Source organism: Salinicola avicenniae (assembly GCF_023736115.1).
Classification (GTDB): Bacteria; Pseudomonadota; Gammaproteobacteria; order Pseudomonadales; family Halomonadaceae; genus Salinicola; species Salinicola avicenniae.
The window spans coordinates 135586-158203 of sequence record NZ_JAKQZC010000006.1; the positions used below are offsets into that span (position 1 = coordinate 135586).

20 protein-coding genes are annotated in these 22618 nt (G+C 64.8%); 15 read left to right on the forward strand and 5 right to left on the reverse strand.

What is annotated here, in order from left to right; all coding sequences use genetic code 11:
* The first annotated feature begins 75 nt into the window (after positions 1 to 75).
* Positions 76 to 1383, forward strand: a complete 1308-nt coding sequence (locus MC381_RS15305) for a CitMHS family transporter (protein ID WP_335342015.1) — start codon at positions 76 to 78, stop codon at positions 1381 to 1383.
* Positions 1384 to 1420: 37 nt separating this feature from the next.
* Here MC381_RS15305 and MC381_RS15310 read toward each other — a convergent pair whose 3' ends face one another.
* On the reverse strand, positions 1421 to 2611 hold the full coding sequence (locus tag MC381_RS15310) for an ROK family transcriptional regulator (protein WP_251978625.1): 1191 nt from the start codon (positions 2609 to 2611) through the stop codon (positions 1421 to 1423).
* 273 nt (positions 2612 to 2884) lie between these two features.
* On the opposite strand from MC381_RS15310, the gene xylB reads away from it, so the two are divergent.
* A complete protein-coding gene (xylB, locus tag MC381_RS15315) occupies positions 2885 to 3637 on the forward strand; it encodes a D-xylose 1-dehydrogenase (RefSeq protein ID WP_251978626.1) in 753 nt (250 codons plus the stop codon).
* Positions 3595 to 5169: a sugar porter family MFS transporter gene (locus MC381_RS15320; RefSeq protein ID WP_264297449.1), complete on the forward strand. Its 1575-nt coding sequence runs from the start codon at positions 3595 to 3597 to the stop codon at positions 5167 to 5169. The genes xylB and MC381_RS15320 overlap by 43 nt, the downstream gene beginning before the upstream one ends.
* A 202-nt stretch (positions 5170 to 5371) precedes the next feature.
* Here MC381_RS15320 and wrbA read toward each other — a convergent pair whose 3' ends face one another.
* Complete coding sequence (wrbA, locus tag MC381_RS15325; protein WP_251978628.1) at positions 5372 to 5977, reverse strand: NAD(P)H:quinone oxidoreductase; 606 nt, start codon at positions 5975 to 5977, stop codon at positions 5372 to 5374.
* 274 nt (positions 5978 to 6251) lie between these two features.
* On the opposite strand from wrbA, the gene argE reads away from it, so the two are divergent.
* Together argE and MC381_RS15335 are read left to right on the forward strand one after the other, a co-directional pair.
* Positions 6252 to 7409, forward strand: coding sequence for an acetylornithine deacetylase (gene argE / locus MC381_RS15330; protein ID WP_251978629.1), 1158 nt, complete (start codon positions 6252 to 6254; stop codon positions 7407 to 7409).
* Between the two features lie 94 nt (positions 7410 to 7503).
* Entirely contained in the window at positions 7504 to 7896 is a 393-nt protein-coding gene (locus tag MC381_RS15335) for a gamma-glutamylcyclotransferase family protein (protein ID WP_251978630.1), read from the forward strand.
* A gap of 16 nt (positions 7897 to 7912) precedes the next feature.
* On the opposite strand, the gene qhpR is transcribed toward MC381_RS15335, so the two are convergent.
* Together qhpR and MC381_RS15345 are read right to left on the reverse strand one after the other, a co-directional pair.
* Complete coding sequence (gene qhpR / locus MC381_RS15340; RefSeq protein WP_251978631.1) at positions 7913 to 9004, reverse strand: AraC-like transcriptional regulator QhpR; 1092 nt, start codon at positions 9002 to 9004, stop codon at positions 7913 to 7915.
* Between the two features lie 251 nt (positions 9005 to 9255).
* Positions 9256 to 10314, reverse strand: a complete 1059-nt coding sequence (locus MC381_RS15345) for a phosphotransferase enzyme family protein (protein ID WP_251978632.1) — start codon at positions 10312 to 10314, stop codon at positions 9256 to 9258.
* A 265-nt stretch (positions 10315 to 10579) separates the two neighbouring features.
* Between MC381_RS15345 and MC381_RS15350 the strand changes: the two genes are divergently transcribed.
* Positions 10580 to 11902, forward strand: a complete 1323-nt coding sequence (locus MC381_RS15350) for an aspartate aminotransferase family protein (RefSeq protein WP_251978633.1) — start codon at positions 10580 to 10582, stop codon at positions 11900 to 11902.
* 126 nt (positions 11903 to 12028) lie between these two features.
* On the opposite strand, the gene MC381_RS15355 is transcribed toward MC381_RS15350, so the two are convergent.
* The gene (locus tag MC381_RS15355; protein WP_251978634.1) at positions 12029 to 12784 is read right to left on the reverse strand and encodes a FadR/GntR family transcriptional regulator; all 756 of its coding nucleotides are present in this window, start codon (positions 12782 to 12784) and stop codon (positions 12029 to 12031) included.
* Between the two features lie 208 nt (positions 12785 to 12992).
* Here MC381_RS15355 and MC381_RS15360 point away from each other — a divergent pair, with 208 nt between their 5' ends.
* The 9 genes from MC381_RS15360 (at position 12993) to MC381_RS15400 (ending at position 22581) form a co-directional block, all read left to right on the forward strand.
* Entirely contained in the window at positions 12993 to 13733 is a 741-nt protein-coding gene (locus MC381_RS15360) for an SDR family oxidoreductase (protein WP_251978635.1), read from the forward strand.
* Between the two features lie 65 nt (positions 13734 to 13798).
* Positions 13799 to 14641, forward strand: coding sequence for a fumarylacetoacetate hydrolase family protein (locus MC381_RS15365; protein WP_251978636.1), 843 nt, complete (start codon positions 13799 to 13801; stop codon positions 14639 to 14641).
* A 129-nt stretch (positions 14642 to 14770) separates the two neighbouring features.
* On the forward strand, positions 14771 to 15832 hold the full coding sequence (locus MC381_RS15370; RefSeq protein WP_251978637.1) for a zinc-binding alcohol dehydrogenase family protein: 1062 nt from the start codon (positions 14771 to 14773) through the stop codon (positions 15830 to 15832).
* Positions 15829 to 17505: a UxaA family hydrolase gene (locus MC381_RS15375; protein WP_251978638.1), complete on the forward strand. Its 1677-nt coding sequence runs from the start codon at positions 15829 to 15831 to the stop codon at positions 17503 to 17505. Before MC381_RS15370 ends, MC381_RS15375 begins: the two co-directional genes overlap by 4 nt.
* An 11-nt stretch (positions 17506 to 17516) precedes the next feature.
* Positions 17517 to 18692, forward strand: coding sequence for a mannitol dehydrogenase family protein (locus tag MC381_RS15380; protein ID WP_251978639.1), 1176 nt, complete (start codon positions 17517 to 17519; stop codon positions 18690 to 18692).
* Between the two features lie 74 nt (positions 18693 to 18766).
* On the forward strand, positions 18767 to 19756 hold the full coding sequence (locus MC381_RS15385; RefSeq protein ID WP_251978640.1) for a C4-dicarboxylate TRAP transporter substrate-binding protein: 990 nt from the start codon (positions 18767 to 18769) through the stop codon (positions 19754 to 19756).
* A gap of 105 nt (positions 19757 to 19861) precedes the next feature.
* Entirely contained in the window at positions 19862 to 20383 is a 522-nt protein-coding gene (locus MC381_RS15390) for a TRAP transporter small permease (protein ID WP_251978641.1), read from the forward strand.
* A 20-nt stretch (positions 20384 to 20403) separates the two neighbouring features.
* Positions 20404 to 21687 carry a TRAP transporter large permease gene (locus MC381_RS15395; protein WP_251978642.1) on the forward strand — a complete coding sequence of 428 codons (1284 nt, stop codon included), beginning with the start codon at positions 20404 to 20406 and terminating at the stop codon, positions 21685 to 21687.
* A gap of 138 nt (positions 21688 to 21825) precedes the next feature.
* On the forward strand, positions 21826 to 22581 hold the full coding sequence (locus MC381_RS15400; protein ID WP_251978643.1) for a FadR/GntR family transcriptional regulator: 756 nt from the start codon (positions 21826 to 21828) through the stop codon (positions 22579 to 22581).
* Positions 22582 to 22618: the final 37 nt, after the last annotated feature.

Consider the following 22618-nt stretch of genomic DNA (forward strand, 5'->3'; position numbering starts at 1 on the left):
TCAATTTCACGCGCCCTAACATCCGCTCACTCGGGTTCTGATATCGCTGCTAATTCGGCACGAACCCGCCTGATTATGGAGGGTGTTTTGCTGACGTTCATTGGCCTTGGCATCATCGTTGCCATCGTGGCGCTGCTTTTGACCGAGCGTGTCACACCTATCATTGCGCTATCGATGGTGCCGCTGATCGGCGCCTTCATCGCCGGCTTCGGCATCGGCGATATCGCTGGCTTCTTCGAAAGCGGGCTGCAGGATGTCACCGATGTCGCGGTGATGTTCATCTTCGCGATTCTCTTCTTCGGCGTGCTGCAGGACGTCGGTCTGTTCGATCCACTGATCAACCGCGTGGTCGCGCTGACCCGCGGCAACGTCGTCGCCGTCACCATGGGCACCGGTGTGATCGGCACCATCGGCCACCTGGATGGCTCCGGCGCCTCGACCTTTCTGATCTCGGTACCCGCGCTGCTGCCGCTTTATCAGCGTCTGCGCATGAGCCCCTATCTGCTGCTGCTGATCGTGTCGGCCAGCATCGGCATCATGAACCTGGTGCCCTGGGCCGGGCCGATCGGGCGCGCCGCCGCCGTCACCAACCTGAACCCTACCGATCTCTGGCGCGATCTGTTGCCGGTCCAGATCGCGGGGTTCGTGCTGCTGATGATCTTCGCCGCGTTGCTGGGGCTACGCGAGCAGCGCCGTATCGCCAAACTACCGGCGGACACGAGCCGCCCGGACAGCTCGGAAGTCGTCGCCGACGCGGAGAACGGCAAGGCACTGCCAAAGCGCTTTTGGCTCAACCTGGCAATTGCGATCGCGACGATCGGCGTGCTTGCCTCGGGGCTGCTGCCACCGGCCTATATCTTCATGATCGCGCTCGGCGTCGTGCTGCTGGCCAACTACCCCAAACCCAGCGAGCAGATGGAACGCATCAAGGCACACGCCGCCGGCGCCCTGATGATGGCATCGATCATCAGCGCCGCCGGCGCCTTTCTCGGGATTCTCTCGGGAACCGGCATGCTGGAGTCGATCGCCACCGATCTGGCCCAGGTCCTGCCGCAGCCACTGGTGCCCTATCTGCACCTGGTGATCGGTGCCTTCGGCGTGCCGCTGGACATGCTGACCAGCACTGACGCCTACTACTTCGCGCTATTGCCGGTCGTCGAGCACGTCGCCTCGACCCAGGGCATTGCCCCGGAGAGCGTGATCTACGCCATGACGATCGGCAACAACGTGGGCAAGATGATCAGCCCCTTCTCGCCCGCCATGTGGCTGGCTCTGGGGCTGGCCGGTGCCGAGATGGGTCGCCACATCCGTTATTCGTTCCTGCTGTTGTGGCTGTTCAGCCTGGTGATGCTCGCCTTCGCCTTCTTGATCGGCCTGCTGTAGGCCCGGCCGCCATGCCACGTCTAGAGTTCTACCAAGCCTAGAGTTCTACCGCCGCGCGAGCCATGACCTCCGCGGCGGCCCCTCGCGCCGCCGTAAAGGTGCTGTCGCCAATGACCTTCACCGGAATCGACAGCGGCTGTCGCAGCAACCCATTCTGGTGCGCCTCGAAATAGGCCAGCGCCGGCGCGATCAAAGGCTCGCCGAGTCGCGTCAGCGACCCGCCGAGTATCAGCATGGCCGGGTTGAGCGTGTGATGGAGATTGAGCAGCAGCCAGCCCAGCGCCTCTCCCGCCTGCGCCAGCGATGCCTTCACCCGGGGTTCATCGCCGCGCCGAGCCAGCGCCTCGCTGAGGCTGGCATCGGCCGCGACATCCAGCTGTTCACGCAGTTTCCAGCCGCTGACCAACGTCTCCGCGCAGCCCCGATTGCCGCAGTGACAGGGCGCCCCGCCGGGCTGCAGCACGGTATGCCCGATCTCGCCGAACAGCCCCTGCGCGCCGCGCGAGATGAAGGGAAAATTGTCGCCGCTGACCACGCCGCAGCCGATACCGCTGCTGGCACACAGATAGGCGATCGACTCCGGCGGCGTGCCGTCGAAGAAGTAGAACTCGCCGAAGGCGGCGGCGTTGGCTTCATTGTCGAGCAGCCAGCTGCCGGCGATCTCCAGCGACTGCTGGCGCAGCAGGTCGAGAAACTCGACATCCACCCAGCCAAGGTTGGGCGCCAGTCGCAGCACCGGGGCATCGGGCTTCACCGGCCCGGGCAGCGCCACGCCTAGCCCCAGGCAGGTTCGCGACTGCAGATCCGGTGAGCGGCACAGGTCGGTGAGCATGCCGGCCAACCGCGCTGCGGTCGCCTCGGGCGAAGTCGGCGCCTGTTCGCTCTGCTGCTGGGCGAGTACATCCCCCTGCAGATTGCAGGCGACCAGCCGTAGCCCCTTCACCCCGACCTCGGTGCCCAGCATGAAGTGGCGGCTGCCATCGAGATAGAGTGCCCGCCCCGGCCGGCCGCCACCGCGCGCATGTAGTTCGCCCTCGCGCAGCCAGCCGCGCGCCAGCAGCACCTGGACCACCCCACCCACGGTCGCCTTGGTCAGCCCGGTATGCGTGGCAATATCGGCCCGTGACAGGCCGGGATGACGCCTGACCGTGGCGAGAATCGTGCTGCGATTGAGGCTTTTCAGATAGTTGAGATCACCGGCGGCCTGAGGGGTGAAGGCATTGGGCATGCGGCGGTCACCTTCGTGGTAGTGATAGTGGTAGTGAATAGGAGTAGTGGCGGTGTCGATGACTATATCAGACGACCCTGTACCGTAGAGCCACCTGTCGGCGCCATGCTCCGCTCCGGAAATCCGGCCCGACACGACAACGGCCGAGACAACGACAGACGGGCTATCGAAAAGCCTTAACAGCACAAAGTCTTAACACCAATGGTCAATGGCGACCGTCACGTGGCGGCCGCATGCTGGAGCGACCATTAGTTAAGAGAAATTACTAAAGCCATGACACTCGCCAAGGGCCGCTCGGCCCGCTACCCCAGCCTGGAAGGCAAGCGCGTGGTCATTACCGGCGGCGGCTCCGGCATCGGCGCCGGACTGGTCGAAGCCTTTGTCGATCAGGGAGCCGACGTGCACTTCCTGGACATTGTCGAGGCGCCCTCGCGTGCGTTGGTCGAGCAGTGTCACGGCCTGCCGCGCTTCCACCACTGCGACCTGACCGACGTGACCGCCCTGCAAGCGGCGCTGGCCGATATCGGCCAGGTCGACGTGCTGGTCAACAATGCCGCCAACGATGACCGCCATTCCCTGGCAGAGATCGATACCGACTATTTCTCGCGCAGCCTGGATACCAACCTGCGCCATCTCCTGTTCGCGACCCAGGCCGTGGCGCCCGGCATGGCCGAGGCCGGCGGCGGCGCGATCATCAATTTCGGCTCGATCAGCTGGCATCTGGGACTCGAGAACCTGTCGCTCTACGAGACGGCCAAGGCCGGCATCGAGGGCATGACGCGAGCCCTCGCCCGGGAACTGGGCGGCGACGATATCCGCGTCACCTGCGTGCTGCCGGGCAACGTCGAGACCCCGCGCCAGAAGCGGTGGTACAGCCCGGAAGGCGAGCAGGAAATCCTCGACGCCCAGGCACTCAAGCATCGGCTGCAGCCGCACCACGTGGCCGGGTTGGTGCTGTTCCTGGCCGCGGACGACGCCGCGCTGTGCACCGGTCACAGCTACTGGATCGATGCAGGCTGGCGATAACGCGCCGTCGCGCGCTTGTCGCCTTGAAACTCGAAGGCGCCGAGCCTTCACAGAAACGATCGCAAACCCAACGTCATACCCCCAAGGATTCCCACAACGATAATCCACCTTCAAGGGAGCACGTCATGCCAACCCAAGTGAACTCGCAGCGCCCCTTTGTGGTACTGCTCACCTGCTGCGTCGCCGCCATCGGCGGCTTCCTGTTCGGCTTCGACAGCGGCGTCATCAATGGCACGGTCGACGGCCTGCAGCAGGCCTTCGAGTCGCAGAGCGTCGGCACCGGCTTCAATGTGGCCTCGATGCTGCTCGGCTGCGCCGTCGGTGCCTTCTTCGCCGGCCGCCTGGCGGACAGGCTGGGCCGCCGCACGTTGCTGCTGATCGCGGCGGTTTTCTTCCTGATCAGCGCCTGGGGTTCCGGCATCGCCGGTGGCTCACTGGAGTTCGTGCTCTACCGGGTGCTCGGCGGGCTGGCGGTCGGTGCCGCCAGCGTCATGTCGCCGGCCTATATCAGTGAAATTGCGCCTTCACACCTGCGCGGTCGGCTGGCCACCATCCAGCAGGTCGCGATCATCGCCGGCCTGTTCTGCTCGTTTCTCAACAACTATGCCCTGGCCAATATCGCCGGCGGGTCGATGTCGACACTGTGGTTCGGCTTCGAGGCGTGGCGCTGCATGTTCTGGATGGAGATGCTGCCAGCCGGGATCTTCCTGATCGCGCTGTTGTTCATTCCCGAAAGCCCTCGCTTTCTGGTGAGCGCCGGCCGGACGACCCAGGCCCAGCGCGTGCTGCGACTGGTCTATGACGAGGCCGGCACGCGCCAGCGTCTGGAAGAGATTCGCGAGTCGCTCTCCAGCCGCCACAAACCGCGTCTTTCCGACCTGATCAACCCGGCCACCGGCAAGGTGCTCAAACTCGTCTGGGTGGGGATCGGCCTGGCGGTCTTCCAGCAGCTGGTCGGCATCAACGTGGTGTTCTACTACGGGGCGGTACTGTGGCAGGCCGTCGGCTTTTCCGAAAACGATGCGCTGATGATCAATGTCATCAGTGGCGCCGTGAGTATTGCCGCGTGCCTGATCACCATCGGCCTGATCGACCGTATCGGCCGCAAGCCGCTGCTCTGGGCGGGCTCGCTGGGGATGGCCGTCACGCTGGCCATCCTGGTCTATGCCTTCTCCACGGCGGAGATCGTCGAGGGTCGCCTGGCGCTCTCCTCCGGCAACGGCGTCCTGGCACTACTCGCGGCCAACACCTATGTCTTCTTCTTCAATGTCTCCTGGGGGCCGGTCATGTGGGTCATGCTCGGCGAGATGTTCCCCAACCAGGTTCGCGGCTCGGGCCTGGCGATCGCAGGCCTGTTCCAGTGGGTGGCCAACTTCGCGATCACCATGACCTTCCCGATCATGCTCGCGTCTATCGGCCTGACCGGCGCCTACGGTTTTTACGCGGTCTGCGCGGTACTGTCGGTCATCTTCGTGATCCGCTTCGTCGGTGAAACCAACGGGCGCGAACTCGAGGAGATGGTCTACGAGTAAGCCGTATCTCTCGCCGGCGAGCCGAAACGTCATCGGCCATCGCCGGCGAGATCGGGTGCCCGCCCGGCAAACGCCAGGACCCGCACCGATGGCGCGGGTCCTTCCTCTCTAACGACCGTCACCTCTAACGGCCATCATTTCTAGCGGCCGTCATCTCCGGGGTGGCCTTCAAGGCGGCGTCACTACCGGGCCACCCGCGCGGTCAGCTGGCGAGCTTCGCGGCCAGCTCGGCAACATGCTTGCCCTGAAAGCGCGCGATGGCCAGCTCGTTCTCGCTCGGCGTGCGCGCACCGTCCGCCTCCGCCAGCGTCGAAGCGCCGTAGGGCGTACCACCCGTGATTTCATCCATGTTGGCAAGCTCGGCGCAGCTGTACGGGACACCGGCGATCACCATACCGTGATGGAGCAGCGTGGTGTGAATCGAGGTCAGTGTGGTCTCCTGCCCGCCATGCTGAGTCGCCGTCGAGGTGAAGGCGCTGCCGACCTTGCCGATCAACTTGCCCTGCGCCCAGGGGCCACCGGTCATGTCCCAGAAGTTGCGCATCTGGGAGGCCATGTTGCCGAAGCGTGTCGGCGTACCGACGATGATCGCATCGTAGGCGGCGAGCACATCCGGGCTCTCGATCAGCGGCGCGCCCTGATCGGTCTTGTAGCCGGACTTCTCTGCCACGTCCTCGGGTACCAGCTCGGGCACGCGACGGATATCGACCTCGGTCCCGGCGACGCTGCCGGCGCCTTCCGCGACCGCATTCGCCATGGTTTCGACATGGCCGTAGCTCGAGTAGTACAGCACCAGCACCTTGCTCATGGGTGAGACTCCTGGAATCGGGGTAACAACTTGAGAATCGGGTTATGGCTTGAGACTGAAGGCCTTCGCCCGACTGTCGGAAACGCGAACCTGCCCGCACAGGCTAGCCGCTGTTGGAAAATCCCGGCAAGGCGACATCGACGCATAATTTGCGGCCATTCGATGCAGTCGGTCGAATCATCGAGATCCGTCACCGGTTTCGCGCTTGGCCCGGCGCTCACGGGCCGTTACTCTGAAGCCACACCGCTTGTGAACCCTCAGGCCTGGATGCCGCATGGATACTCGTGAACTGCTGACAGCGCTCGTCGGCTTCGACACTGTCTCTCGTCATTCGAATCTCGCGCTGATCGACTTCGTCGAGCGTTATCTGGCCAAGCACCGCGTACCGGCCCAGCGCATCGCCAATACTGACGGCAGCAAGGCCAACCTGCTGGCACGCATCGGCCCGGCGGTCGAGGGCGGCGTCGTGCTTTCCGGTCATACGGACGTGGTGCCGGTCGACGGCCAACCCTGGTCGAGCGCGCCGTTCTCGCTGACCGACATCGGCGATGGCCGACTCTACGCGCGCGGCAGCTGCGACATGAAGGGCTTTATCGCCTGCGCCCTGGCCCAGGTGCCAAGGTGGCGCGCGCTCGACCTGAGGCGTCCGATCTATCTGGCCTTCTCCTATGACGAGGAGATCGGCTGTCTCGGTGCGCCGTCGATGATCGAGCGACTGATGGCGGACGAACCGCGCCCCGCCGCCGTGATCATCGGTGAACCGACGCTGATGCAGCCGGTCGTGGCGCAGAAAGGGATCACCACACTGCGTACCACCGTGACCGGTCGCGAGTCTCACTCGAGCCAGGTCAATCAGGGCGTCTCGGCGATCCACGTGGCCGCTCGGCTGATTACCCGCATCGAGGAGATCATGGCCGAGCTGGTCGCCGAGGGCGCCGTCGAGAACGTGTTCAACGTGCCCCACTCGAGCCTGCATGTCGGGCGCATCGAGGGCGGTACCGCGATCAACATCATGGCGCGCGAGTGTCACTTCGAGTGGGAGATTCGGCACCTGCCGAACGACGGTTTCGAGGCCGTCTACCAACGCTTTGCGCAGTACGCCGACGCACTGCAGGCGACGCTTCGCGAGCGCGCCCCGGAGGTCTCGATCGTGACCGAAAAACTGGTCGAGACGGTGCCGGCTCTCGCCGACCGGGACAACGCACCCGCCCTGTCGCTGTGCCGGGCTCTGCTCGACGATGCCAATACCGACACCGGTGGCGTCGCCTACGCCACCGAAGGTGGCCAGTTTCAGCGTGTCGGCCTGCCGACGGTGATCTGCGGCCCGGGCAGCATCGCGCAGGCGCACCAACCGGACGAATATATCGAAATCCGCGAGCTCGAGGCCGGCGACCGCTTCATGCGTCGACTCGGCGAGAGACTCGCCGGCTGATGCGGCAGGCCGCGCCGCCGTTTCACGAACGACACGCGAGGGCTCCGCATCGCGGCTAACCTCGCCCGCCCACACGACAGGACACCCCCAGCCCATGTACTCTCCCGCTCTCGCCATTCGCCGCACTTCGCTGGTCGCCGTCTATGGCACCTTGAAACGCGGGCTGCGCAATCACCACTGGCTGCAAGGCGCCGCGTTCGTTGGCCCCGACATCATCACCAGCGCGACGCTTTACGATATCGGTCCCTACCCGGGGGCTCGCGCGGAGCCGTCGCGCGGCATCGAGATCGAGGTCTATCGTGTCGATGCTGCCGGCCTGCAAGCGCTGGATCGCCTGGAGGACTACCGCGTGCGAGCGCCGTTGTCGGGTGACTACAACCGCGCCGTGCACCGCACCGTCTTCGGCCCGGCGTGGCTCTATCTCTACAACCGGGATGTCAGTGGCTGTCCGGTGATTCGAGAAGGCGGCTGGCCGGCCGCGGCCTAGGCGGGATCGCCAGTGGCTACTGGCTGTCGCTTCGCCACTGGCGCGGGCTGACACCCTGCCAGCGACGAAACGCACGTGAGAACGCGCTCGCCTCCGAAAAGCCCAGCAAGAGCGCGATTTCCGAGATCGACAGGTGTGGCTGGCGGAGATAGTGGTCGGCCATCTCACGACGTACGCCGTCGATCAGCCCGCTGAAGCTCGCGCCCTCATGATGCAGGCGCCGTTGCAGCGTCCAGCTCGACAGGTCGAGGCGATGGGCGACGCTTTCCAGCGTCGGTTCCTCGTTCGACAGCGTCTGGCGTACCTGATCCCGCACGTGATCGATGAGCCCCTGTGGCCGGCGCTGTCCGTCGAGCCGACGTATCGCATCGACAATCACCCCGAGCAGCAGCGGGTCACGCTCCGGCATCGGTCGATTCAGGTCGCGCTTGGGGATCAACATCGCGTTGAGTGGCTGATCGAAATAGACCGGCGAATCGAAGGATTTACAGTGGTCATGCCACTGCTCCGGGCGCGGATGCTCGAACATGACGGCACGCGGCGCCCAGTGCGGCCCGGCAGCGTGACGGATCAGATTGAGCGCCATCCCCATGGTCAGCTCGGCATCCTGACGCCGACACAGAATGCGGCCATGACGCACCTGATAGTCCAGCCGCCAGCAGTCGTCGGCCTCCACCAACCGGATGAGCGTGTCGTGCTGGTGGTAGGGGAAGGCCGCCACCCAGTTGTGCAACGCCGCCTCGAGGGTCGACGAGCAGAGCCCGATATAACCGATCAGCCCCAGTGCCTGCGGCTTGAACTGCTGGCCATAGTAGAGGCCGAAGTTGTCGCATCGAGAGTCACGCGCCGCGTTTTCCATGACCTGACAGTAGTCGTCGAGGCCGAGGCTGAGCGTCGGCTGGGCGAGCAGTTCCGGGTCGACCCCGCTGGTGCCAAGAATCCGGTCGGCATCGCCACCCTGATGGCCGATGAAATCGCACAGACCGCTGGCCGCAGCGGACAGCACGCCCCGGTTACCCGCCGTGGGCTCGCCGGTCATGGCGCCGAAGGCGGTCTCGGTCCCGTCCGGGAGAAGCGATATCCCGCCCGAGAGAAGCGATAGGTTCATGAGCGTCTATCCGCTGATGCGAGTTCATGGTCAGGCAGCAAATTTCATACCAGCAGCAGCCTCCCTGCCCCTCCACCGTTTGAATTCACGCGCCTGCCGGCCAGCCCGATTGGCCGCGCGATCGCGCCTTGCCAAAACGAGACAGCCCGACCGCTTCGGATTGGTGCGGACAGAGACGCGACTGCACCCGGTCGTGTCACGAGTCCGCTCTTCTTTCTTCGCGCCACGGGTCCGCTCTTCGCGCCACGGTATCAGTCGGCGCCGAGCGGCAGCCTGCCGTCCAGATAACGGCTCACCAACCGCACCGAGTGATCCGCCCAATCCGCACCGAGGTCGGCGACCTGTTGTGTCCGGGCATGGGAGCCGGTCCAGGCGAGCAGCTGGATGCGTCGCTGCGCGATCATGGCCGGGATAATGGCGAGATCGGCCGGATCGAGCGTTGCCACCTCGCGGTAGCCCGCGAGCCACTGTAACAGCCACTCCCCGGCGCGCGGATGGTGTTCCTCGAAGCTCAACGCCGCCGCGAGGTCGTGCAGGTACCAGCCGAAACCGCAGTCGTCGAAGTCGATCACGCGGGTTTCGTCGCCTTCCAGCAGCAGGTTGGTCAGGCGTAGGTCGGCATGAATCAAGCCGAAGCGCTCGGGGGCCTGGCCATAGGCTTCGAGCTCGGCGCCGATCCGCGAGATCGCCGTTTCAATCGTCGGCCAGTCGCGGGTCTGCAGGTTGGGCGCGTCTCGCCAGTCGCCCCAGTGGCCGCGCTCACCGACCATGGTGTCGTGATTCCAAAGCAGGCGCCGGAACCCCGGCGGCCGTTGCCAGTGGCGACTGTGACGATGCAGATGCGCGGTGGTTTCGCCAAGACGCCGAAATGCCCGGGGATCGACAGCATTGGTCGGCATATCGCCCGCCATCCAGCCGAACATCACAGCGTGACGCACCTCCCGTGTCTCGCTTGCCGACCCAGCCAGCGGCAAGGTCAGCACCGTCTCGCCGGCGGCATCGGCCACCGGCTCGGGCACTTGATGGCCCGCCTCGCGTAGCGCCGCCAGCCACGCCAATTCACTGACGATATCCTCCCGTTCATGGTAACCGCCGCGATGCAGACGCAGCGCGTGGCGCACGCCATCCACCCTCTCGACGACAAAGGTCGCGTTCTCCGAGCGGCACAACAGCCTGACCGTGCCGCGTACCGGCACCGGATAGCGCGCGACGGCCGCCTCTGCGAGACGTGTCAGCGTATCGTCGTCGAGATCATCCGCCTGCGGTGCATTCGCCCTCGAATCCGTCTCGAGCGTCGATGGATAAGCCATGGAAATCTCCTGTCAGCCGTGAACGTTGGCGCGACTTCTCATCGCGATTCACAGCATGGAGCGCGCAAGTCCACGCCGGCTTGACCCGGCGTCACACGTCCTTGACCGGGGATGACAGGAAATAGGGCCTCGGCAGGCAGTTGACCGCCGGACACAGCCATCGCTGCCTCACGGTCAAGTCGTCGTCTCGCTGCTCGAGGCATCATCCGCGTCATCACGCCGATTCGAGACACAAGGGCTGTCCAGCCCTGCCCAGGAGAGAACGATGCTCAAGACCAACGCCTTCGACGCCAGCACCGGCGATACCCTCTCGGCGGCAAAGCGGGACATGATCGAGCGTCGTCGACGCCTGCTCGGCCCCGCCTATCAGCTGTTCTATCAGGACCCGCTCCATCTCGTCCGCGGTGAGGGCGTCTGGGTATTCGATGCCGATGGCAATCGCTATCTCGACGTCTACAACAACGTGCCGTCGGTCGGGCATTGCCATCCGCATGTCCTCGAGGCGCTCACGCGTCAGGCGAGCGAACTCAACACGCACACCCGCTATCTGCACGACAACGTGCTCGACTTCGCCGAGAAACTGATCGGGACCATGCCCGAAGCGCTCAGTCAGGTGATGTTTACCTGTACCGGTAGCGAGGCCAACGACCTGGCGTTACGTATTGCCGAGGACTATACCGGCGGCACCGGCGTGATCGTCACTGACTACAGCTATCACGGGATGACCAAGTCGATAGCGGCGCTATCGGCGTCGATGGGCCCCTACGTCAAGCTCGACCGCGACGCCCGCGCGATTCCCGCGCCAATCCACGACCCGGCCAATCCGGCGGCGGTCGGCAAGCGCTTCGCCGCCGATGTGCGCGCCGCGGTCGCCGACATGCGACGCCACGGCATCCGGCCGGCGGCCCTGTTGATCGATACCTTCTTCACCAGCGACGGCGGCTTCTTCGATCCCCCCGGCTTCCTTCAGGAAGCGGTAGCGGCCATCCGCGAGGCCGGCGGTCTCTACATTGCCGACGAGGTGCAACCGGGCTACGGCCGCAGCGGTGAGCACATGTGGGGCTTCGAGCGTCACGCCCTGGTCCCGGACCTGGTCACGCTGGGCAAGCCGATGGGCAACGGGCATCCGATGGCCGCGACCGTGGTCAAGCCGCATATCCTTGAGCGTTTCGGCAGCGAATCGAGCTATTTCAATACGTTCGGCGGTAATACCGTCTCTGCCGCCGTGGGTCTGGCCGTGCTCGAAGTGATCGAACAGGAGAATCTGCTGCCCTCGATCCAACGGGCCGGCAAGGCGATCGTCGAGGGCATCTCGGCGCTGGTGCCACGCTATCCCGTTCTCGCCAACGTCCGCGGTGCAGGACTCTACGCGAGCGTCGAGATCATCGACTCGAAGGGCAAACCCGATGCCGCCATGGCACTGGCCATCGTCAATGGCTTACGTGATGAAGGCATACTGATCGGCGCCATCGGCCCGCATGCCAACATCCTCAAGATCCGCCCGCCGCTGGTGTTTCAGGCAACGCATAGCAGGATGCTGGTGGAAGGGCTGGAAAAAGCACTGACAAAGCTGATGTCGCACGCCTGACGGCGCGATTCTGGCCAAGCAGCGGCCACGGATAGCCACCGCGGCCATCAGGGCAGGGATCAGCGCCGCTGTCGAGCGACGCGAACGAGGCGCCCCGCGGGATTTCGCACATCATTGCCGTAGGCGTCACGCATCGAAAAACACCCGCAGCACATGATCCAGGTGGACCTCCATGGCGTGCCGCGCGGCATCCGGGTCGCGGCGCTCGATCGCGTCGAGAATGCGCTGGTGATCATGCTGTGACTGGCGCGGCATGTCGGTTTCCATGAACAGCTCCTGCAGCCGGCGAAACATCATGCCGTACTGATGGCCAAGCAGATGCTTGATCGTCATGGCGTAGGCCGCGTTACCCGAGGCTTCGGCAATGCGAATGTGCAGTAGCCGGTCGCCGGCCTGGTTGCGCCCGCCCTGCAGATTGTCCTCGACGTTACGCGCATAGGCGGCGCGCATGGCAACGAGATCCGCTTCACTGGCATTGGTCGCCGCCAGGGCTGCCGTTTCCGGCTCCAGATAGCGCCGTGCCTGCAGCAGCGAAAACGGCGGAATTTCCTGGTCCAGATCGAGCTCGATCTCACTATCGAATTCGGGGTCGAGCGACCACGGCGCCTTGCGACGCGCTTCGCTCATCACCGAGCTGCCGACGGCTTCGTCGCGTTCCAGCACCAGCACGCCGTGTCCGACACGCACCTCCACCTGCCCCACCACTTCCAGCGCGATCAGGGCTTCCCGCACCGAGGCACGGCTGACACCGAGCTGCTGCGCCAGATCGCGCTCGGGTGGCAACAGCGTACCGGGCGGGAATTCTCCCTGCTGGATCAAGACCAGCAACTGATCGGCAATCTGGCGATAGAGCCGCTGGGCACGAATGGACTGAATCGGCATCTATCGACCTCCTGATACGAGTCAAAGATTAGACATAAGTCGAAAAAATCGGCGAATTCATGGGATTTCGTCACGATATTAGACGTTTGGCGATTTGCGGCCCGCTACGGCGAAGCCTAATACTCGGACCAAAGGTCAGGCCTTTAGACATTAGAACCAAAAACCGGGGTGCCTTGCCAGCATGCCGCGATTCAGGAGACGACTGCTCATGCGACTCGCCGACAAGACCGCGCTGATCACCGCCGCCGGACAGGGGATCGGTCGCGCTTCCGCCGAGCGGTTCCTGGCGGAGGGCGCTCGAGTCATCGCCACCGATGTCGACCCTGACAAGCTGGCGGGTCTGAAAGACGCCGAGTGCTATGCCCTGGATGTCACCGATGCCGCAGCCGTCGCCTCGCTGATCGAATCGCTGCCGCCGCTGGACATTCTGTTCAACTGTGCCGGTACGGTGCCCGCCGGGTCGATTCTCGACTGCGACGATGCACAGTGGACCTTTGCGCACCGCCTCAACGTCGATGCCATGTTCTACACCATTCGCGCCGCCCTGCCGGCCATGCTGGCCAACAGCGGCGGCAACATCATCAACATGTCTTCACTCGCCTCGAGCGTCAAAGGCGTGGTCAACCGCTGCGCCTACGGCACCTCCAAGGCTGCCGTCATCGGCCTGACCAAATCCGTCGCCGCCGACTTCATGACCCGGGGCATTCGCTGCAACGCGATCTGTCCCGGCACCGTCGACTCCCCCTCCCTGCGCGAGCGGGTCGCGGAACAGGCGCGACAACAGGGGCGTACCGCCGACGACGTCTTCGCCGATTTTGTCGCCCGACAACCGATGGGGCGGCTCGGCAAGGTAGAAGAGATCGCTGCACTGGCCGCGCATCTGGCCAGCGACGACGCCGGTTTTATCACGGGGACCGTGCAGATGATCGATGGCGGCTGGTCCAACTGATCCCCATCACGAGCGCCGATTGCGCGTCATCCCCCCTCACTTACTGCTACAGGAAAGGAAATCGCATGAAACTGCTGCGCCATGGCCCCAAGGGGCAGGAAAAACCCGGCATTGTCGATGCCAACGGTGTCGTCCGTGACCTCTCCGGTGAAATCGACGATATCGCCGGTGAGACACTGTCGGACGAGCACCTCGCCGCGCTGGCCCAGGTCGATCTCGCCAACCTGCCGGCAGTCGCTTCCGATACCCGCCTCGGCCCCTGCGTCGGTCGCGTCGGCAAGTTCATCTGCATTGGCCTCAACTACTCCGATCACGCCGCAGAGACCGGCTCGGACGTGCCGGCCGAGCCGGTCATCTTCAACAAGTGGACCAGCGCCATCTGCGGCCCCGACGACGATATCGAGATCCCGCGCGGCTCGACCAAGACCGACTGGGAAGTCGAACTGGGCGTGGTCATCGGCAAGGGCGGGCGCTATATCGAGGAAGCCGATGCCATGAGCCATGTGGCCGGCTTCTGCGTGGTCAACGACGTCTCCGAACGCGAGTTCCAGCTCGAACGCAGTGGCACCTGGGACAAGGGCAAGGGCTGCGACACCTTCGGCCCGCTCGGCCCATGGCTGGTCACCCGCGACGAGATCGAGGACCCGCACGATCTGGACATGTGGCTCGAGGTCGACGGCAAGCGCTATCAGGACGGCTCCACGCGCACCATGGTGTACCAGGTTCCCCATCTCGTCTCGTACCTGAGCCAGTTCATGAGCCTGCAGCCGGGCGACGTCATCTCCACCGGTACACCACCGGGCGTCGGCATGGGGCAGAACCCGAAAATCTTCCTCAAGCCGGGACAGGTCATGCGCCTGGGTATCGAGGGGCTCGGCGAACAGCAGCAGCGCTGCATCGAGAGCTGAAGCGGAGACCTCCCAGCGACAGGCGGAATCCAGCCCCCCTGCCGAAGCGGATCGGCGGGGCGAGGCCTCCGCCAATTGGTCAGGCCTTTGAACCGATAGCGCCGTACGCCGGCCCCAGGAGAAGCCAATATGCAAGTCGTCGTCTGTTCCCAGCCCGGCGAGATGAATCTCATCGAGCGGCCGACGCCCGACTGTGCGCCGGGTGAAGCCCGCGTCGCCATTCGCCGCATCGGCATCTGCGGCACCGATATCCATGCCTTCGGTGGCAACCAGCCCTACTTCGTTTACCCGCGGGTACTGGGGCATGAGCTCGGCGGCGAGGTGGTCGCCACGGCTGACGATGTCGACTCCGGTCTTGTTGGCCAGTCGGTCTACGTCATTCCCTACCTGCACTGCGGCGAGTGCCGCGCCTGCCGCCAGGGCCGTACCAACTGCTGCCAGTCGCTCGAGGTGATCGGCGTACATCGCGACGGCGGCATGGCAGAGACGCTGAACGTGCCCGCCACGCATCTGATCCCGGTACCGGCGCTGTCACCGGATCAGCTGGCGCTGGTCGAATGTCAAGCGATCGGCGCCCACGCGGTTCGTCGCGCCCAGGTTGCCGCGGCCGAACTGGTGGTCGTGGTCGGCGCCGGGCCGATCGGCATGGGCGTGCTGCAGGTGGCGAAAAGCCGCGGCGCGCGGGTGGCGATGGTCGACACCAACCGTGAACGCCTGGCGCTGTGTCGCGATGCCTTCGGCGCGGATGCGGTATGGCACGCCGTCGAGGAAGACGTGGTCGCCGAGATTGTGGCGATGAACGATGGCGCTCTCGCCGACGTCGTCTTCGACGCCACCGGCAATCCCGAGGCGATGAATCGTGGCTTCGACTTTGCCGGTCACGGCGGTCGCTATGTGCTGGTGAGCGTGGTCAAGGCGGATATCACCTTCAATGACCCGGACTTCCACAAGAAGGAGCTCACCCTGCTCGGCAGCCGCAACGCCACCAAGGAGGATTTCGAGACGGTGACACGGCTGATGGCAAGTGGCGAACTGCAGACTACCCCGCTTATCACCCACCGCGGCACGCTCGCGGACCTGCCGACCTTGATGCCCCAGTGGTGCGACCCCGCCAGCGGCGTGGTCAAGGCCATGGTGACACTCGACGGCACAGACACATTCGAAGGGGAACCCGCGGGAGCCGGCGCATGAGCGGCACGACCTCCCCTACCGGCAACGACGCTATCGCGACCGATGGCCTCGCACGCGCCGCCCTGCGCATCCACCCCGACGACGACGTGGCGGTTGCCCTGACCGACCTGCCCGCCGGCCGCGAGGTGGCGGTCGACCGACAGACGTTCACGCTGGTCGATAACGTGCGTGCCAAGCACAAGTTCGCGCTGGTCGACTTCGCGCCGGGCGACACCGTCACCATGTATGGCGTGGTGGTCGGTAAAGCGACACAGCCGATCGTCGCCGGCGGCGCCCTCACCACGGACAACCTGGCCCATGCCACGGGTGGCGACAAAGCCATGCCTGGCACCAAGGACTGGACGCCGCCGGAGACGTCGCGCTTTCAGGCGACGACCTTCGAAGGGTTCCACCGCCCCGATGGCAGCGTTGGCACCGCCAACGTCTGGCTGGTGATTCCGCTGGTCTTCTGTGAGAACCGCAATATCGAGGTGCTGCGCCAGTGTGTCAGCGATGCCCTAGGCGATGACCCTTATCGCGACTACAAACGCATGGCGCGGCAGATGCTGGATGGCACCGATAACCCGGCAAGTGACGGCGACGAGGCACCGTCTGACGTCCCGCGGCGCTTCCCCAACGTCGACGGCGTGCGCTTTCTCAATCACACCCTCGGTTGCGGCGGCACCGACGACGACGCCCAGGCGCTGTGTCAGTTGCTCGCGGGCTATGTCTGTCATCCCAATGTCGCCGGCGCGACGGTGTTGAGCCTAGGGTGTCAGAAAGCGCAGATTCGCATGCTCAAGTCGGCCATTGCCGAACGCGATCCCCACGCGCTGAAAACGGTGGACTATTTCGACCAACAGTCCTCGCCCAGCGAAGAGGCACTGATACGAGGCGCCCTGCGCTCGATCTTCGACGGTCTGGCGGCCGCCGATCGGATCACCCGCCAGCCGGCACCGCTGTCGAAGCTCATCCTTGGCGTCGAATGCGGCGGCTCGGACGGCTTTTCGGGGATCTCGGCCAATCCGCTGGTCGGTGCGGTCGTCGACCGTCTGGTAGCCCTTGGCGGCAGCGGTATCCTCGCGGAATTCCCCGAGCTCTGCGGCGTCGAGCACGAGCTGATTGCCCGCTGCACCGAGACCGCGATCGCCGAGCGCTTCAGCCAGTTGATCGAATCGTATCAGCGTCATGCCGAGGCGGTAGGCGCCGACTTCGCCATGAACCCCTCGCCCGGCAATATCCGCGATGGCCTGATCACCGATGCGATGAAATCCGCCGGGGCCGCCAAGAAAGGCGGCGATAGCCCGGTCGTCGACGTGCTCGACTACACCGAACCACAGCGTCGCCTGGGCCTGAGCCTGCTCTGCACGCCCGGCAACGATGTCGAATCGACCACCGCCCTGGCCGGATCCGGCGCCAATCTGATCCTCTTCACGACCGGGCTGGGCACGCCGACCGGCAACCCGGTGGCGCCGGTGCTCAAGATCGCCAGCAATAGCGAGTTGGCGAACCGCATGCGAGACATCATCGACTTCGATGCTGGCCCCATCGTGCGCGGCGAGCGCGCCATCGGCGAGCTGGCCGATGACCTGCTGATGCTGTGTCTCGAGACCGCGTCCGGGCGCTATCGATCATGCGCCCAGCGACTCTCGCAACACGACTTCATCCCCTGGAAACGTGGGGTCTCTCTATGAAGAACGCCGCCATGAAGAACGTCGCCATGACGAGCGCCACCATGACATCTGACCTTTCCGACTTCCCGTCGGGCGCATCGATCATCCAGTTCGGCACCGGCCGCTTTCTGCTCGCCCACGTCGACGCACTGGTGTCGGCCTCGCTCGAGGCCGGCACCAGCGATCAGCGCATTCTGGTGGTCCAGACCTCGCCGCGCGAGGAAGGTAAGCGCAAGGCGCGCGCGCTGGCCCGACAGTGTCGCTATCCGGTGCGTGTTCGCGGTCGGCGCGACGGCGTGACAATCGACCGGGAGGAAACGATCGCCAGCATTGCCGGCTGCCTGATCGCCGACGAGCAGTGGCGCACGCTGGAGCGACACGTAGTCGAGCGGGCGCGAATCGTGGTCTCCAATACCGCGGACAATGGCTATGAGATCGGCGATGACTCCAGTCTGGCCGCGGTGCCGGCGAGCTTCCCGGGCAAGCTGACGCGGCTGCTTCGTGCGCGCTTCACGGCCGGCAAGGATGGCCTCACGATCCTGCCGTGCGAGCTGATCGACCGCAACGCCGATCAGCTGCGCTCACTGGTTGTCGCCATGGCCCGTCGCGACGGCGGGGAAACAGCCGAGACCGCCGACTTCGTCGCCTGGCTGGAACAGCGATGCGTCTGGGCCAGCACGCTGGTCGACCGCATCGTTTCGGCACCGCTCGACCCTTTGGGAGCCGTGGCCGAACCCTACGCCCTATGGGCAATCGAGCAACGCCCCGGGATGGCCGTGCCGTGCGTTCATCCCGACGTTCAGGTTGTCGACGACCTCACGCCGATGGCGACCTGCAAGCTGCACATCCTCAATCTGGCACATACCTTCCTGGTGCATCTCTGGCAGCAGCAGGGGCACCCCGTCGCGCTGGTCCGTGAGGCCATGGAGACGCCGTCGCTGCGCGACCCGCTGACAGCGGTACTCGAGACGGAGGTGCTGCCGACGCTGGCCGCCGAGCTGCCGCAGACACAGCTCGAAACCTATCTGGCCGCGACACTCGAACGTTTCGCCAACCCGTATCTGGACCACCGCATCGCCGATATCGCCCAGAACCACGACGCCAAGCTGATACGCCGCCTGCGCCCAGTGGTGGAAAAAGCGCGTCTGCTGGACCGCGCCACGCCGGCGCTCCAGGCCGCACTCGACGGCTCGAGCTCATCGAACTGATGGCAGAGACGCAAACGACAGATCGATGCTGTTCACACGCCACACGATAATCAGGACGAAACAGGAGCACGCCCATGACAACCCAACGATGGATCCAAGTGACCGCCTCTCTCACCCTGGCGAGCTTGAGCGCCCTGGCCGGCAGCGCGCAGGCCGCCACCGAGATTCGAGTCGCCTACGGCAACCAGCCGAGTGAACCGGTCGACGTGGCCGTCAAGGCCTGGGCAGACCGCGTGGCCGAAGAAAGCGACGGCGAATTGACACTCAAGGCCTTTCCCGCCAGCCAGCTCGGCGGGGAGACCGAGGTGATGGAGCAGGCCCGCTTCGGTTCGCCGCTGATCACCATCACCGCCTACTCCAACTTCATGAGTTCGGTGCCGGACCTGGCGGTGCTCGACGCGCCCTATCTCGCCGATGACTTCGACAGCAAGCTCAAGGTCTTCGATTCCGACTGGTTCGCTGAACAGGAGAGCAAGGTCGAGGCGTCCGGCTATCACATCGTGATACCCGATACGGTCTACGGCGTTCGCCATCTGCTTTCCCGCGACCCGGTCACCACGCCCGACGATCTCGCGGGCGTCAAGATACGCGTGCAGAACTCGCCGATGTACGTCGCCGCCATCGAAGCCATGGGTGCCGTACCGACCCCCATGTCGCTGGGCGATGTCTATCCGGCGCTGGCCCAAGGCCTGGTCGACGGCGTCGAGAATCCGCTGCCGGTACTCTACGGCGGCAAGTTCCAAGAGGTCGTGAAACAGCTCAACCTGACCGCGCACATGCATACGGTGGCTCCGTTCGTGACCGGCGAAACGTTCTGGTCGCAGTTGAGCCCGGCGGAGCAACAGATCCTGACCGAGACCGGCGAAGAGATGGCCGATAACCTGCGCGGGCTTGTCGAACAGGCGACGGAAACCTCGCTGCAGCAGCTCAAGGATGCCGGTGTCGAGGTCAACGAGGTCGATACCGCGCCGTTTCGCGAACGCGCCGCCGCCCAGATTCCGGCAGCCTTCCCGCAGTGGAGCGACGGTCTCTACGAGCAGGTCAGCCAGATCATGACGCCGTGATGACGTGCCTGCGCGACACGCTCGCGCAGGCTTCTATCGCGCTCCCGGCGGCAACGACTCGCGCTGTCGGGGCAGCGGCATCGCGTCCACGTCAAAGGATTGCCCATGAAGAAAACGCTGTTCAAGACACTCGACCGACTGATGCGGCTCGATGAGGCAGTCGCCAGCCTGGCGCTGTTCGGTCTGTTCGTGGTCGCCATCGCCAACGTCATCATGCGCTACCTGTTTGCCTCACCGCTCGCGTGGAGCGAGGAGATACTGCAGCTGCTGCTGGTCTGGGCGACATTCCTCGGCGCCAGTGCGCTGGTGCGCCGCAATGAGCACGTGTTGATCGGCCTGCTTGGCGACCGGCTGCCACCGAGGCTGGCACGCTGGAACACCCGAATTTTCAACGTCGGCATCGTCATGCTGTGTGCCTCGGCCATGCTCGTCTGGGGCCTGGAACTGCTGCCGTTCTCGCGCTTTCGCAGCACACCGATGCTGCAGATCCCTTATTACTGGATTCACGTCGCTATTCCGATCAGCGCCGTCATCATGCTCTATCACGGGCTGGTGCGTCTGATCGACGGCGACCGCGCTCTCTCCCCGCCGGCCGCGGAGACTTCCGCCGCCAAGGCCAGCGAGTGACCTCAACAGGAGTGACCTGAATGGCTGTCGGATTCGCGCTCGCCGCCCTCTTCATTCTTTTCTGCCTTGGCACGCCGGTCGCCTTCGCCCTGTTCGCCTCCAGCCTGGTCTATTTCCTGGTTGGCGCCGACCAACCGATGGTGATGCTGATCCAGCGCCTCGCCGGCGGTCTGGAGTCGATCTCGCTACTGGCGATTCCGTTCTTCATCATGGCCGGTGTCTTCATGAATCACTCCGGCATCACCGAGCAACTGCTCAAGCTCGCCGAATTGATGACTCGCCGCCTGCACGGCGGGCTTGCCCAGGCCAATGTCCTGCTGAGCACCTTCATGGGCGGGCTTTCCGGTTCCAACATCGCCGACGCCGCCATGAATGCCAAGTTGCTGGTGCCGAGCATGAGTCGCGCCGGCTACCCCAAGGCCTTTTCCAGCGCGATCACCGCCTCGTCGTCGCTGATCACCTCGACCATCCCCCCCGGCATCGCGCTGATCGTCTATGGCTACGTCAACAATGTCTCCATCGGCCGGCTGTTCCTGGCCGGCGTCGTCCCCGGCGTGCTGATGGCCGTGGCGCTGATGATCATGGTCTCGCGCCAGTGTCGCCGTCGCGGCTACCAGCCCCCGCGCCGCGAGCGCGTGACCCGCCACGAGTGGATCAGCGTGACCCGTGCCGGAATCATCGCCCTGCTGCTGCCGGTGGTGGTGATCGGCGGTATCCGTATCGGTATCTTCACGCCGACCGAAGCGGGCGCGATGGCCGTGCTCTATGCGCTGATCGTGGGGCTGTTCGTCTACCGAGAAATGGGACTCGGCAGCGTTGCCATCGCTACGCGGGAGTCCCTCATGGCCTCGGTCAACGTGCTCTTCATCATCGCCGTCGCATCGGGCTTCGCGCGCGTGCTGACCTGGGAGCAGATTCCCCAACAGATCGCCCTGCTGCTGTCGTCGGAGGTCGGCAGCGCCGTGGCGTTTCTGCTGATCGCCAATCTGCTGCTGCTGGTTTTGGGGATGTTCCTCGAGGGCAACGCCATCCTGATCGTGCTTTCGCCGCTGTTAGCCCCGGTCGCCGCACAGTTCGGCATCGATCCGGTGCATTTCGGCATCATCTTCATCCTCAATGCCTCCACCGGCACCGTGACGCCCCCGCTGGGCACGGTCATGTTTACGACCTGTTCAATCACCGGCGTCTCGATACCGGATTTCATTCGCGCGGTCATGCCTTACTGGCTGCTGCTCGTCGCGCTGTTGCTGGTAGTGACCTTCGTACCGGCACTGTCACTGACGCTGCCCGGCTGGGTGTTCTAGGCAAGCAAGGCTAAGACCATCGCCGTATGTCGATCTTTCACGGTCGCCACCGACGCGGCGAGACGGGTAAGATGAGATTGAACGCGGCTATGTTGACCATACGCCGCGCCTTTCTTCGACCGCCGGGACCCGATTTTCGTGAAGGACGCACCGCCACCGCATTCCCGACAACGCATTAGCGTCGCCGAGGCACTGGCCAGTGATATCTTCGCCGGACGCTATCCGCCGGGGGCCTTTGTCCCTCGCGAGATCGACCTGTGCGAGCAGTTCTCGCTCAATCGCTCGGCGGTGCGCAGCGACCTGCGTCGATTGGTGGATGCCGGCATCATCGAGCGCATCTCCGGCTATGGATCGCGCGTGCGGGACTACGCCGAGTGGAACATCCTCGATCCGCAGGTCACCGCCTGGATGACCCGTTTCGCCACGCCGAATCCCGGCATCCAGCGCGAGATTCTCGCCTTCCGCCTGGACGTCGAGCCCTACGTGGCGATGACCGCGGCCAAACGCGCCACGGCACACGACCTGGTCGCTATCGAGGAAGCCTTCGACGGCATGGGCCAGGAACTGCGCGACCCGGGCGGCCGCCTGCACAGCGAGCACGATGTCGCCTTTCACGTCGCCATCTTCAAGGCCACCCACAACATCGTCTGGACCCAGCTTTCGCATATCCTGCAGCCGTCGATTCACCTACTGGTCGAGACATCCAATGTCAGCGCCAGCGACCCGGAAGAGAGCCTGGAGCGTCACCGGCAGCTGATGGAGTGCATCCGCACCCGTCGGCCACGAGACGCCTTCTTCGCCTCGGTCGCGGTACTCGAGGGCACGGCCGCTGCGCTGGGCCTCGAGATGCCGGAAACGCTATTGGGCGAGATACCGGAAACGGCACGCGGCTGACCCCAGGCGCCGGCGAGGCTAGACGATCATCGACCAA